The 13,588-nt window shown below is 63.0% G+C and carries 15 protein-coding genes; 5 read left to right on the forward strand and 10 right to left on the reverse strand.

The features are described 5' to 3' along the window. Positions 1-74 precede the first annotated feature (74 nt). From ACR0AO_RS11950 to ACR0AO_RS11975, 6 genes are all read right to left on the reverse strand, one after another. Positions 75-542, reverse strand: coding sequence for an Hsp20 family protein (locus ACR0AO_RS11950; RefSeq protein WP_480603734.1), 468 nt, complete (start codon positions 540-542; stop codon positions 75-77). A gap of 125 nt (positions 543-667) precedes the next feature. Continuing rightward, positions 668-1,483: a trypsin-like serine peptidase gene (locus ACR0AO_RS11955; RefSeq protein WP_480603737.1), complete on the reverse strand. Its 816-nt coding sequence runs from the start codon at positions 1,481-1,483 to the stop codon at positions 668-670. Then, positions 1,480-2,292, reverse strand: coding sequence for a trypsin-like serine peptidase (locus ACR0AO_RS11960; protein WP_480603740.1), 813 nt, complete (start codon positions 2,290-2,292; stop codon positions 1,480-1,482). The genes ACR0AO_RS11955 and ACR0AO_RS11960 overlap by 4 nt, the downstream gene beginning before the upstream one ends. A gap of 112 nt (positions 2,293-2,404) precedes the next feature. Then, positions 2,405-3,715 (reverse strand): glycolate oxidase subunit GlcF, encoded by a 1,311-nt coding sequence (gene glcF, locus ACR0AO_RS11965; RefSeq protein WP_480603743.1) that lies wholly within the window; start codon positions 3,713-3,715, stop codon positions 2,405-2,407. Between the two features lie 3 nt (positions 3,716-3,718). Then, the gene (locus ACR0AO_RS11970) at positions 3,719-4,813 is read right to left on the reverse strand and encodes an FAD-binding protein (protein ID WP_480603746.1); all 1,095 of its coding nucleotides are present in this window, start codon (positions 4,811-4,813) and stop codon (positions 3,719-3,721) included. Between the two features lie 69 nt (positions 4,814-4,882). Beyond that, on the reverse strand, positions 4,883-6,331 hold the full coding sequence (locus ACR0AO_RS11975; protein WP_480603749.1) for an FAD-linked oxidase C-terminal domain-containing protein: 1,449 nt from the start codon (positions 6,329-6,331) through the stop codon (positions 4,883-4,885). 81 nt (positions 6,332-6,412) lie between these two features. On the opposite strand from ACR0AO_RS11975, the gene ACR0AO_RS11980 reads away from it, so the two are divergent. Continuing rightward, positions 6,413-7,123, forward strand: a complete 711-nt coding sequence (locus tag ACR0AO_RS11980) for a DUF599 domain-containing protein (RefSeq protein WP_480603752.1) — start codon at positions 6,413-6,415, stop codon at positions 7,121-7,123. A 35-nt stretch (positions 7,124-7,158) separates the two neighbouring features. Beyond that, positions 7,159-7,506, forward strand: a complete 348-nt coding sequence (locus ACR0AO_RS11985) for a hypothetical protein (RefSeq protein WP_480603756.1) — start codon at positions 7,159-7,161, stop codon at positions 7,504-7,506. Positions 7,507-7,509: 3 nt separating this feature from the next. On the opposite strand, the gene ACR0AO_RS11990 is transcribed toward ACR0AO_RS11985, so the two are convergent. The 4 genes from ACR0AO_RS11990 to ACR0AO_RS12005 form a co-directional block, all read right to left on the reverse strand. Continuing rightward, complete coding sequence (locus tag ACR0AO_RS11990; RefSeq protein WP_480603759.1) at positions 7,510-7,995, reverse strand: flavodoxin family protein; 486 nt, start codon at positions 7,993-7,995, stop codon at positions 7,510-7,512. Between the two features lie 7 nt (positions 7,996-8,002). Continuing rightward, positions 8,003-8,473: a 23S rRNA (pseudouridine(1915)-N(3))-methyltransferase RlmH gene (gene rlmH, locus ACR0AO_RS11995; protein ID WP_480603761.1), complete on the reverse strand. Its 471-nt coding sequence runs from the start codon at positions 8,471-8,473 to the stop codon at positions 8,003-8,005. Between the two features lie 44 nt (positions 8,474-8,517). Further along, complete coding sequence (gene rsfS, locus ACR0AO_RS12000; RefSeq protein ID WP_480603764.1) at positions 8,518-8,877, reverse strand: ribosome silencing factor; 360 nt, start codon at positions 8,875-8,877, stop codon at positions 8,518-8,520. Positions 8,878-9,034: 157 nt separating this feature from the next. Beyond that, positions 9,035-10,387, reverse strand: a complete 1,353-nt coding sequence (locus ACR0AO_RS12005; RefSeq protein ID WP_480603767.1) for a mechanosensitive ion channel family protein — start codon at positions 10,385-10,387, stop codon at positions 9,035-9,037. Between the two features lie 260 nt (positions 10,388-10,647). Here ACR0AO_RS12005 and leuC point away from each other — a divergent pair, with 260 nt between their 5' ends. From leuC to leuD, 3 genes are read left to right on the forward strand one after another with little or no spacing between them, the layout of a single operon-like run. Beyond that, entirely contained in the window at positions 10,648-12,051 is a 1,404-nt protein-coding gene (gene leuC / locus ACR0AO_RS12010) for a 3-isopropylmalate dehydratase large subunit (protein ID WP_480603770.1), read from the forward strand. Between the two features lie 38 nt (positions 12,052-12,089). Continuing rightward, entirely contained in the window at positions 12,090-12,632 is a 543-nt protein-coding gene (locus ACR0AO_RS12015) for an HdeD family acid-resistance protein (protein ID WP_480603775.1), read from the forward strand. Between the two features lie 42 nt (positions 12,633-12,674). Next, positions 12,675-13,280 (forward strand): 3-isopropylmalate dehydratase small subunit, encoded by a 606-nt coding sequence (leuD, locus tag ACR0AO_RS12020; protein WP_480603778.1) that lies wholly within the window; start codon positions 12,675-12,677, stop codon positions 13,278-13,280. Positions 13,281-13,588 lie beyond the last annotated feature (308 nt).

Consider the following 13,588-nt stretch of genomic DNA (forward strand, 5'->3'; position numbering starts at 1 on the left):
TCGGGCACGGGGCGCGTTCAGGAGGCGTCAATCGAGGGAGGGATCGATTGGCACGCCTTGGGTTCGAAGGGCCGTCAGTTCACGGCCTTGGCGTCGACGACGTCCTTTTCAATGGCCCTGGCCGAGGCGATCTCGATCCGGCGCGGTTTCAGCGCCTCGGGCACTTCACGCTTCAGCTCCACATGCAGCATGCCGTTTTCCAGGCTGGCCCCGGTGACGCGCACGTGATCGGCCAGCGCAAACCGGCGCTCGAACGCGCGCGTGGCGATGCCGCGATGCAGATAGGTGCGCTCCTTGGCCTCGTCGGCCTTGCGGCCCGCGACGACCAGAGCGTTTTCCTTTACCTCGACCGTCAGGTCATCCTCGGCGAAACCGGCGACGGCCACCGAAATCCGATAAGCGTCGGCTGCGGTCTTTTCGATATTGTAGGGCGGATAGCTCGGCTGAGCCACATCGTTGGTCATCACGCGATCCATCATGTCGGCGATCTGGTCAAAACCGATGGTGGCGCGGTGCAGGGGTGCAAAATCAAAGCTACGCATGTTCGTCATCCTCATTTCTAGAGCGATTGTCGATTGTGCCCTCCATCCGGACGGGCGTTTACGATTAACCGGACCCCAAAAGCGGCGATCCGATACTCAGGAAATGGGAATCCGGTGCGGCGAGTTCAAGACCCGCCCGAGCTGATGAACTTGGCCCCGCCGCCGGATTTCCCCGACCCGACCCCAAGCCGCTTGATCGTGGCCTCGGGCCGCGGCGCATCCCGGCGCAGGATGGTTTTGAGTTCGGACACGATCCCCGGCAGTTCCATGCCGAACCCGACAGTGCGCCCGCCAAGCGTTCCGCCCGCGGATACCACCGACAGGATTTGCCACCTCGGCCCCTCTCTGGCCAGAATGGCCGATCCGGAAGACCCGAAGGTGATGTTGCAGTCAAAGGCGATCAGGCCCTGCCCGCGATTAAGGATATTGCAGGACCGCTGCCGCGTGATCGCGTCGGCCCGGCCCCGGCCATAGGACGCGACGCTGACCTCGGACCCCGAGATATCCCCCTGATGCAGAGCAAAGGCATTTGCCTCTCCGAACCCGATCGGCGCGTCCAGCCGCATCAGCGCCACATCCCGCTTGACGCGCCCTGCCGACACCGGGGCCCTTGCCCGGAAATCCGGCGGCACCGCGATCTGCACCACCTTGCGGTCGGCCACCGACTTGCCATCATGCAGCCCCGCGCGAAAAGTCACCGTGCCCGAAACGAACGGTTTGCCGGTTTTCGGGTCGAACGCGCAATGCGCCGCCGTCAGCACCAGATCCCGCGCGATCAGCGTCCCGGTGCAAAACCCGTTTTCGCCAAGGTCCAGCCGCCCGACCGCTTCCCAGCCCAGCAGATCCTCGCGATCCGACAGGCGGCGCTGACCGCTGGTCTGGGCCTGGCTTTGCGCGGACAGAATGCAGACGGAAACAAAGGCGGCGATCAGACGGATCATGGCTTGACGAACTTGGCCCCGTTCTGGTTCCGCACGCTCCCCACACTGATCCGGCTCGCGCCGCGAACCGGGGTTCTGGCAAATCCGCGCCCCGCCGACAATTCGGCCTGCAACAGCTCCAGCGATTCCTCCAGCGCGGTGCCCAGCGCCACCCGCTGCCCGTCCAGTTCCGCCTTGGCCGAAACCACCGACACGATCCGGGGCCGCTCTCCGTCGAACGAGAATACCGGCGCACCTGACGAGCCGAAATCGACATCGCAGGACATCACCAGCACCCCGCGCTGTCGCGCCATGACCGAACAGACCTCCTGAAGCGACGGTGCCTCGGCCCGGTCCCTGGCATACGAGACGATGCCCACATCCTCGCCCCGCGCCGGCCTGCGCCCGGTGTCGAACGGTAGAACGGTCGTGTTCCGGATCGGCTGCGCCAGTTCGATCAGCGCAACGTCATGGCGCACCCGCTCGGTCGAGGCTTCGCCGTCGAAACGATAGGCCGGATGTATCACCGCCTGCCGCACCGACCGATAGGCCGAGGCCTGGCCCCGCCGCCAGCCCGCCAGAAACTCGATCCGCGCCGGATCGATACGTTCCCGGGATTCCTTGTCGAACAGGCAATGCGCCGCCGTCAGAACCAGATTTGGGCCGATCAGCGAGCCGGTGCAAAACCCGGTGCCCCCGATATCCAGTCGCCCGACGCCCAGCCATTCACGCCCCGCCTCCGAGGTTTCCAGGCTTTGCAGCACCGAATCCTGCGCCATCGCCGTCACCGGCAACAGCGTCACGATGAAAGCTTTGATCCAGTTCCGCACCTGCCCCTCCGGCCCTTGCCACAAGGTCAGGGTGATACCGAAAGGCTGCGGCAAAAATAGGGCACGGCGATCAGACCCGCCGACTGATGCCTGCCTGCATCAGTCGGTCCGCCTAGCGCAGCACCGGCACCCCGGCCTCGCCCGTCAGCCCTCGCGGCTTCGGCCCTCCGGTGGCCCAGTCCAGCAACTCGACCGTGTGCACCACCGGCACACCGGTGCCCGAGCCGATCTGGATCATGCACCCGATATTGCCCGCCGCGATGACATCGGGCTTTTTCGCCTCCAGCGTCCGCACCTTTCGCGCCTTCAGCTTGCCCGAAATCTCCGGCTGCATCAGGTTATAGGTGCCCGCCGAACCGCAGCACAGATGACTGTCCGCCGGCTCCACCACCCGGAACCCCGCCCGCTTCAGCAGATCCTTGGGAAAGCTCGTGACCTTCTGCCCATGCTGCAACGAACAGGCCGCGTGATAGGCAACCGTCATCTCCTTGCCGGCCCCCTCCGGCAGGTCGAGCCGCACCAGCAACTCGCTGACATCCAGAGCGATCCCGGACACCCGCCGGGCATCTTCGGCCAAAGGTTCGTTGCGGAACATATGCCCGTAATCCTTGACCGTCGTGCCGCACCCGCTGGTGTTGATGACGATCGCGTCCAGCCCGGCCCCGTCCATCTCGCGCGCCCAGGCGCGGATGTTCCGGGCGGCTGTCCGGTGGCTTTCATCCGTCTTGCCCATGTGATGGGTCAGCGCGCCGCAACACCCCGCGCCCTCGGCCACCACCACCTCGCAACCCAGCCGCGTGAGCAGCCGGATGGTGGCGTCGTTGATATCGGTGTTCAGCGCCTTCTGCGCACAGCCGGTCATCAGCGCCACCCGCATCCGGCGCGCGCCTTCGGGCGCGAAACTCTGCGGGTCGTCATTGCGGCTGACCGGCGGGATCACCTTGGGCGCCATGTCCAGCATCGCGCGCAGCCGCGCGTCCGGCATCAGGAACCGGAACGGCTTCCCGACCTTCGCCGCCAGCAAAGCCAGCCGGAACCGCGCCGGATAGGGAAGGATTCGCGCCAGGACCCAACGCAGGGCCCGGTCCGTGAACGGGCGCTTGTAGTTCGCCTCGATATATTCGCGCGCGTGATCCACCAGATGCATGTAATGCACCCCCGAAGGGCAGGTGGTCATGCAGGCCAGACAGGACAGACAGCGGTCGATATGCCTGACCGTCCTCTCGTCGGGGACACGCTCGTTCTCCAGCATGTCCTTGATCAGATAGATGCGCCCGCGCGGGCTGTCCAGTTCATCGCCCAGCACCTGATAGGTCGGGCAGGTGGCGGTGCAGAACCCGCAATGCACGCAGCTCCGCAAGATCTCGTTCGAGCGCCGGATCGCCGGGTCCTGCAACTGTTCGGATGAGAATGTCGTCTGCATCGCCTACCCCATCAGCCCCGGATTGAAGAGCCCCTTCGGATCGAACCTCTGCCGCAGCCCCCGGCTCAATGCCGCCACGCCCTCCGGCTCGGGCTGAAACCGCCCCAGCGCCGCGAAATCCGCGGCCGAGGCCCGCGTCAGCGTCGCATGGCCCTCGAACCGGCCCAGCCGCGCCCGCAGGTCGGTGCCCTCCGGCACCAGCGCCCAGATCAGCCCGCCGCCCCAGTCGAACAGCAAATCCTCCGCCCCGGTCCGCGCAGCAATCCCGGGCGCATCCGTCGGCTTGACCGATATCCGCCAGACATCTCCCGGCAGCCCCTGAAACCGCGACACATCGCGAATATCCCGCCACACCGACCCGCTGTCCGGCAAGGGCCTGGCCTCGCCTCCCAGCCAATCCGTCAACCGCCCAAGGCGATAGGACACCGAATCCGCAAACCCCTCGATCCGCAGCAATGCCTGACCGCTGGCCGGGTCATAGGCCGCCCCGCTCACTTCAAAAGGCGACCCCAGACCCGCCGACAGCACCCCGATCGCGCCGGAGGCATCCGGCACCGGCACCGCAAGCGTGTCGGCAATCTCCGCCCTGGGCAGAACCTTCAGCGACACCTCGCTCAGCACCCCCAATGTCCCCCAGGACCCGGCCATCAGCCTGACCAGATCATAGCCGGTGACGTTCTTCATCACCCGGCCGCCGTTCTTGACAACCTGTCCGGTGCCATCGACATACCGAACCCCCAACAGGAAATCCCGGCACGCCCCGGCCTGCACCCGGCGCGGCCCGGAAACATTGGCCGCCACAACCCCGCCAATCGTCGGCTCACCGCTGGTTCCGAGCAGCCCGCGATGATCCATCGGCTCGAATGCCAGCCGCTGCCCTTCCGCCGCCAGCGTCGCCTCGATCTCGGCCACCGGCGTCCCCGCCTTCGCCACCAGGGTCAGCGCCCCCGGTTCATAAAGCTCGATCCCGCGCAACCCGGCGGTGCACAGCTCCGGCCCCTCCCCGGGCACGCCACGGGTGCAGCCTCCGACAATCCGCACCGGTCCATTCAGCCCGGCCACGGCTTCGGCCAGTTCGGCCTCTGTTTCAGGTCTCATCCCACATCTTCTTCTGTTCAAAAAATATCCGGTGTGAATTGGGCCAACGGCCCAGGAGGCGCTGGCCCCTCACTCCGCCGCCATCCGCGCCGTCCGCCGGGTCTCAGAAACCTCCAACGGAAACACCTTGGCGGGGTTCAGCAACCAGGCCGGATCGAACACATCCTTCACCGCCATCTGCGCCTCCAGATCGGGCCGCCCGTACTGATGCAGCATGAGATCGCGTTTTTCGATGCCGACACCGTGCTCGCCGGTCAGACAACCGCCCGCGTCGACGCACAGTTTCAGGATATCCGCCCCGAACGCCTCGCATTTCTCCAGATCGCCCGGCTTGTTGGCGTCAAACAGGATCAGGGGGTGCATGTTTCCGTCACCGGCATGGAACACGTTGCCGACGGACAGGCCGTATTCCTTGCTCATCTCCCCGATCCGCCGCAGCACCATCGGCAGCGCCGAGACCGGAATGGTGCCGTCCAGGCACATATAGTCGTTGATCTGCCCCATCGCGCCAAAGGCCGATTTTCGCCCCAGCCAGATCCTGGCGCTTTCCTCCGCCGACTGGCTCTCGCGCAGTTCCACCGGATTGTGGCGTTTCGCGATCTCCATGATCTTGCCCAACTGGCTGTCGATCTCGGCCTCTGATCCTTCGACCTCGACGATCAGCAGCGCCTCGCATTCGGGGTATCCGGCATGGGCAAAATTCTCGCAGGCCTGAATGCACAGCCGGTCCATGAACTCGATCGCCACCGGCAGAATGCCCGATCTGATTATGTCCGAGACACATTCACCCGCCACCGCATTGTCGTCGAACCCCATCAGCACCGGCCGCGCGCCCTCGGGCTTGTGCAGGATGCGCAACACCGCCTCGGTCACCACACCCAGCTGCCCTTCGCTGCCGCAGATCACGCCCAGCAGGTCCAGCCCGCCCGCATCCAGATGCGCGCCACCGATCTCGACCACGCGGCCATCCATCAGCACCATGGTCACTCCCAGCAAATTGTTGGTCGTCACGCCGTATTTCAGGCAATGCGCCCCGCCCGAATTCATCGCGATATTGCCCGCAATCGCACAGGCCAGTTGCGATGACGGGTCCGGGGCGTAAAAGAAATCCTCGCCCTCCACCGCGCCGCTGACGCTCAGGTTGGTGCGGCCCGACTGCACCCGGACAAAGCGGTTGTCGAAATCGACCTCCAGCACCTCGTTCATCCGCGCGACGCCCAGAATGACGCAATCCGCCGTCGGCAAGGCCCCGCCCGCCAGCGACGTACCCGCCCCGCGCGGCACTACCGGCACGCCCTCCTCATGGCAGATGCGCAGAACCTCCGAGACCTCCTGCGTACTCGCCGGCAGCACCGCCAGCATCGGCGGACACTTGTACGCGGTCAGCGCATCGCATTCGTAAACGCGGGTCTCGGCCTCGTCATGGATTACAGCATCCTGCGGCAACACCCGCGACAAACGCTCGCGCAGCCGGTCCTTGCGCGCCAGAACCGCCGGATCGGGTTTCGGCATTTCCATAACAACTCCTCCATCTGGTAAAAATATATTACCAATTTACGGATCTGGCAAGTTCACCTGACACCTTTTAATGTCGCAGCCATGACATGGATCGACCGCGCCCTTCTGTTTTCGCCGCTGGACTATGCCGCCATTTCGCTGCTCATGGCCGCGTGGTTGTGGATCGGCTGGCGGATCGAAAACCCGAACCCGTCAAGGCCCTCCGTCGCGCGCATGATGGACGACTTCCGCCGCAGCTGGATGAAAGAGATGGTGACCCGCCAACCGCGTATGTTCGACGCGCAACTGGTGGCCAGCATGCGCCAGGGCAGCACGTTTTTCGCCTCCACCTCGATGATCGCCATCGGCGGCGGTTTGGCGTTGATCGGCAACACCGACCGGCTGGCGGGGGTCGCGCACGATCTCGCGCTTGGCGCGCCGCCGCATATGGTGTGGGAAATCAAGATCCTGATAACGCTTCTGTTTCTGTCCGGCGCATTTCTGAAATATGTCTGGGCGCATCGGCTGTTCGGCTATTGCGCGGTCCTGATGGCCGCCGTCCCCAACGATCCCGGCAACCCGCAGGCTTATCCCCGCGCCGCGCAGGCCGCCGAGATCTGCGTCACCGCCGCCCGAAGTTTCAACCGCGCCCTGCGTTCGACCTATTTCGCGCTGGCCACCGCCGCCTGGCTGCTGGGGCCGGCTGCGCTGATTCTGGCCACACTCCTGACCCTGGCCGTGCTTTACCGGCGCGAATTCGCGTCACATTCCCGCGCCATCCTGCTGACCCGGCCCCCGGACACGCAGTCGTGAACCCGATGTCAGGCGAACCCGCCTATGGTCCCCGCATGAGACACCTGATCCTGAGTGCATTTCTGGCTGCCCCGGCTCTGGCCGACAGCCCCGTTATCGAAAACGCCACCGCCCGGCAATCGGGCGATACCTGGCGATTCGACGTTACACTTTCCCATCCCGACACCGGTTGGGATCACTATGCCGACGGCTGGCGCGTTCTGGACATGAACGGCACCGAACTGGGAATGCGTGTCCTGCTGCATCCGCACGAACACGAACAGCCCTTCACCCGCTCCCTCGGCGGCGTTGTCATTCCCGAAGGTGTGACCGAGGTTCAGATCCAGTCCCGCTGCATCGTCGACGGCTGGAGCGACAAGACCCATACCCTGACACTCGACTGAGCGTCAGAACGCCCCCATGCTCAGCCCGGCGCCCAGCGCCATGCCCAGTTCGCGGCATTGCGCCAGTTCCTTCTCCGGGATGACCTTCTCCGCCAGAATCTGTTCGGGCGTCTGCGCGTGGGTACAGACGATCATTGCGGGCTGCACCGGTTTCAGCCGCCAGCCCTGCGCGATTCGTGCGATCTGGCGCACCGCGTTCTCGCCATCCGATCCGGCACAGACCATCTGCGCATAGGGTCGCCCCTCGATCCGACCCAGAACGGGATAATAGCAGCGGTCAAAGAAATCCTTCATCACCCCCGAGACCGCCGCCAGGTTTTCGGGGCAGCAGAAGATATACCCATCCGCCGCCAGCAAATCCTCCGGCCCGGTCTGATCGGCTGGTTTCAGCACCACCCGCGCCTCGTCGCGCGCGCCCGACTCGGCGGCCTCGGCCATCTGCCGGCTGCCGCCCGTGCGTGAATGGTAGACGATCAAAAGCTGTGCCATAACCCCGTCATACCCGGTGATAGGGGCTGCCGGCCAGAATGGTCGCGGCCCGGTACAACTGCTCGGCCAGCATCACCCGCACCAGCATATGCGGCCACACCATCGCCCCGAACGAGATCGAGAAATCCGCCTCGGCCCTCAGCGAGGGGTCGATTCCGTCCGCCCCGCCGATGACCAGCGCCAGTTCCTGCCGCCCGGCATCGCGCCAGCCGGCCATCTTGTCCGCAAACCCGGGCGAGGTAATCACCTTGCCCCGCTCATCCAGTGTACAGATCACCGCCCCCCCGGGCAGCGCCTTGCGCAGCAATGCCGCCTCGGCCCCCATGCCCGCATTCTTCTTGTCCTCGACCTCGATCACCCGCGCAGGCCCAAGGCCCAGCGCACGCCCCGTCCGGTCGAACCGGGTCAGATAATCATCAATCAGGGTTTTCTCCGGTCCGGCCCGCAAACGGCCGACCGCGCAGATGCTAACGCGCATTCAACTCTCGCTTCCGGCCCGAAATCGCAGGCCGGGATGGCGCCTCAGTTCGCCGAGGCGCTGCTACCCTGCGGCAGCCACATCTTTTCCAGCTGATAGAATTCCCGCACTTCGGGGCGGAAGATATGAACGACCACGTCGCCCGTATCGATCAGCACCCAGTCGCCGGCATCCTTGCCTTCGACCTTGGCGGTGAATCCGAAATCCTGCTTGATGCGGTCCATCAGCTTTTCCGCCATGGCCGAGACCTGACGTGTGGAACGTCCGGACGCGATCACCATGAAATCGGCAACCGACGATCTGCCACGCAGATCGATCTGCACGACATCTTCGGCCTTGTCGTCGGAAAGTGAGGAAAGGATGCGCTCAAGCAGCTTTTCGCTGATAAGCTGAGAGTGGGCCATCACAGCGGCCCCGTTATCGGCGGGCAAACCCGCCTGTGTACTGAGAGACAGGACATAGTCCTCCTTTGCAAAGCGCCGGCCAAACCCCCGGCGCCGGGGTAAGTTCAATTTAACAACCAAATTTTGTCATTTCAATGAAGCGCGACGTCACGGACGCTCACTCTTCGGCAAGCTGTTGCGCAACCGTCTCCGGGCCGGTGTGTTCATTCAACAGGCGAACCTCGCGCTGCGGGAACGGAATCGAGATACCGTCGGCCTTAAACGCGTCCCATAGCGCCAGAAATACGTTGCCCCGGATATTGGTCAGACCCGCCGTCGGGTCGCTGATCCAGAACCGAAGAATGTAATCGACGCTGCTGTCTCCGAATCCGGTGATATGGCAGACCGGCTCGTGCCCCGGCCCCGACAGCACCCGGCGCACCGATTTCACCGCCTCGATCGCCACGGCGCGCACATGATGCGGATCGTCGTCATAGGCGGTGCCGAACTCCAGATCCAGCCGCACATAGCGGTCCGAGTGCGACCAGTTCACCACCTGGCTGGTGATCAGATCCTCGTTCGGGATCAGATACTCGCGCCCGTCCCGCGTCACCACCGAAACATATCGGGCGCCCAGCGCGTTGATCCAGCCGAAGGTGTCGCCCAGTGAAATCACGTCACCCGGCTTGATCGACCGGTCCATCAGGATGATGACGCCCGAGATCAGGTTGGACACCACCTTTTGCAACCCAAATCCGATCCCGACACCCACCGCCCCCGACAGCAGCGCGATACCGGTCAGGTCGAACCCAAGCGTGCGTATCGCGATCAGCAGGACAATTCCGTACAGTGATACCTGTATGGCTTTTACCAACAGCACCTGCATCGACGGCGTGATGTCGTCATTGCCCTCCAGCCCGCGCGATGCCGCCTGCGTTCCCAGCCGCGCCAATGTCAGCAGGATACCGATCAGAAGCACGGCTTTCAGAATACCCAATAGGGAAATATGCAGATCCCCAACGGAAATTGCGACGCCGTCGAGAAAGCCTGCAACATCATCCGTCAGGTTCAGCGCCACCAGCGTCGCGTATATCCACATCGACCACTTGAAGATCTGCCGCAGCGTGCGGTTGCGCACCAGCCGCGACAGCAGGGCAATGGCCAGCCACGCCGCCGCCAGCGTCGCGAAAATCCCGACGATATAGCTCCGCGATGGCCAGGTCGTGTTGTGCATCACCAGATAAACCATCCAGGAAAACACGGTAAAATAGAACAATGTCAGGCGGCGCATGATCTGAACAAGCGTACGCAACCGCCATTTGGGCCAACCTTCCCGCGCCCGCGCCCAGGCCTCCCAGCGGTTTTTGGTCAACAGGTCCAGAGCAAAGGAAATCGCCAGCAAACCCAGCAGGATCAACAATTGATACTGCCGCCAGCCCGGTGTGATGAACAGTTCGGCAAGTCTGGCGCCCTGCGCCGAGAACGCGTCGAAAACATCCCTGAAAGTGGTCGTCAACAGGTCGGAGTCCATCCGATTACCTCCTGCCCTCAGCATGGCCGCGTCGGGCTGCCAAGCGCAAGGCCCCTGCCGGATCAAGATCAACCTTGATTGCCACTGTGCCCCGATATATCTGATGCGCATGAGACACTACCCGGCCCCAAATCCGAATCTGCAGGACCGCGCGCGGTTGCGTGAACGGTTTTTCGGGGCTGCCCGCACGGTTCTGGCCCGCCTATAAGCGGCGTCCAGCCACCTTTCGCCAGCTATTCTCAAAAAACGGGAGAGGACCGATGTCCCCCAAAACGCTCTATGACAAGATCTGGGATGCCCATATCGCACACGAAGCCGATGATGGCACCTGCCTGCTGTATATCGACCGCCATCTGGTGCACGAAGTCACCAGCCCGCAGGCGTTCGAAGGCCTGCGCATGGCGGGCCGCAAGGTTCGCGCACCGGAAAAGACCATCGCGGTGCCGGACCACAACGTCCCCACCACGCCGGACCGGGTGAACGGGATCGAAAACCCGGAATCGCGCATTCAGGTCGAAGCACTGGATAAGAACGCCAGGGATTTCGGTATTCACTATTATCCGGTCAATGACGTCCGTCAGGGCATCGTGCACATCGTCGGCCCCGAACAGGGTTGGACCCTGCCCGGCATGACGGTCGTTTGCGGTGACAGCCATACCGCCACCCACGGCGCGTTTGGTGCACTGGCCCATGGCATTGGCACCTCTGAGGTCGAGCATGTTCTGGCCACCCAGACCCTGATCCAGAAGAAATCCAAGAACATGAAGGTGGAAATCACCGGCAAATTGCAACCGGGCGTAACCGCCAAGGATATCACTCTGGCCGTGATCGGCGAGACCGGCACCGCCGGCGGCACCGGCTATGTCATCGAATATTGCGGTGAAGCGATCCGCGATCTGTCGATGGAAGGCCGCATGACCGTCTGCAACATGGCCATCGAAGGCGGTGCCCGCGCCGGCCTGATCGCGCCGGACGAAACCACTTTTGACTATGTCAAAGGCCGCCCGCACGCCCCCAAGGGTGCGCAGTGGGAAGCGGCGATGGATTGGTGGAAGACGCTTTACACCGATGAAGGCGCGCATTTCGACAAGGTGGTCACCCTGCGCGGCGAAGACATCGCGCCGGTCGTCACCTGGGGCACCAGCCCCGAGGACGTGCTGCCGATCACCGCGACCGTTCCTCACCCCGAGGATTTCGAAGGCGGCAAGGTCGACGCAGCCCGCCGTTCGATCGAATACATGGGTCTGCAGGCCGGTCAGAAGCTGAGCGATGTGGAAATCGACACCGTCTTCATAGGCTCGTGCACCAATGGCCGGATCGAAGACCTGCGCGCCGCCGCCGCGATCCTGAAGGGCAAGAAGATCAAGGATGGCATCCGAGCCATGGTCGTGCCCGGCTCGGGCCTCGTCCGCGCGCAGGCGGAAGAGGAGGGTCTGGCCGAGATCTTCAAAGAGGCCGGTTTCGAATGGCGTCTGGCCGGATGTTCGATGTGTCTGGCGATGAACCCTGACCAGCTGAGCCCCGGCGAGCGCTGCGCCGCGACCTCGAACCGCAACTTCGAAGGCCGCCAGGGCCGGGGCGGACGCACCCACCTGCTGAGCCCGGCAATGGCTGCCGCAGCGGCAATCACAGGAAAGCTGACAGACGTGCGCGAGTTGATGTAAGCTGCCCTCATAGTTGAATTTTTGAGGGAGAGACTGAAATGAGTGACTGGCTGAAACTGTTCCTTCTGGGGCTACTTTTCATCGTGTTCGGGGTCATCGTCCTGGGCGCGCCGGTGGTGGCTTCGGTGGCAATTACCACGTTGACCGGTATCCTGCTGCTGATCGGCGGCGGCTTTCAGGTCGTCGGCGGCTTCACCGTCGAAGGCACCGGCAACAAGCTCCTGTCCATCATCATGGGCGCGGTGATGCTGTTTCTCGGCTGGTCGTTTCTGTCTCATCCGCTGCAGGGCGTCATCTCGCTTGCCATGCTGGTCCTGATCCTGTTCATGGCCGGCGGCATCGCCCGCATCATCCTGTCGTTCCAGATGCGCGGAACACAGTTTTTCTGGCCGACCCTGATCTCTGGCATCCTTTCGATGGTCCTTGCCGCCATCATCTGGAACTACGCGGCGGCAGACCCCACATGGTTGCTGAAACTGCTCGGTATCCTGCTGGGCATCGAGATGCTGTTCAACGGGTTCGGCCTGATCTTCATGGGGCTCTTTTTCAAGGGCGCCGATACCGAAACGAAAGAAGCATAGCGCGGGACACAGGGGCTGGCCCTCTCCCGCAGGAGTGTAGACATGGAAAAGTTCGAAAAAGTCCACGGGGTGGCCGCCCCGATGCCGCTGATCAATATCGACACCGATATGATCATTCCCAAAGTGCATCTGAAAACCATCAAACGGTCCGGCCTTGGCGTCGTGCTGTTCGACGAGATGCGCTATCACGACGACGGGCAGGAGAACGAAGAGTTCGTCCTGAACAAACCCGCCTATCGCCAAACCGAAATTCTGGTCGCGGGTGACAATTTCGGCTGCGGCTCGTCGCGCGAACACGCGCCGTGGGCGATCAAGGATTTCGGCATCAAGGTGGTGATCTCGACCAGCTTTGCCGACATCTTCTTCAACAACTGCTTCAAGAACGGTATCCTGCCGATCGTGGTCGAAGAGGAACATCACGCGATCCTGATGGACGACGCCCACAAGGGCGAAAACGCCCGCATGACCGTGCATCTCGAGGATCAGCAGATCACCACCTCGGACGGCGTCGTGATCGAGTTCGACATCGATCCGCACCGCAAGCACTGCCTGCTGAACGGCCTGGACGACATCGGACTGACGATGGAAAAGGACCATCACATCGATAAATTCGAATCAGAAGCCGCCCAATCTCGCCCCTGGGTTTGAGGTTGACGTAGGGTGAATTTCAGGGGCCGCCTTGCGCGGCTCCGATTCATTTGGGGCCAAAATTCATACAACCACAAAATGTAGTGCAAAATTGTGAACACACGCCGAATTTGAGTCACTATTGATGCAATGCGGCACCACTCTTGCCATCTTTTTGCCCCAAATCCTGTGTTTGTTGCCCTAGTGTCTTGAGAGGGATGTCTGTTATCGGCACAAATATGCCTAGACGAGGCATCCGTTTAGCAAAGCGGACACAAGTTGGAACAAGGGCTCGGCAAAGAACCGGCCTGTCCAGTTTGAAGGGATTC

Source organism: Ruegeria sp. AF8, assembly GCF_056541825.1.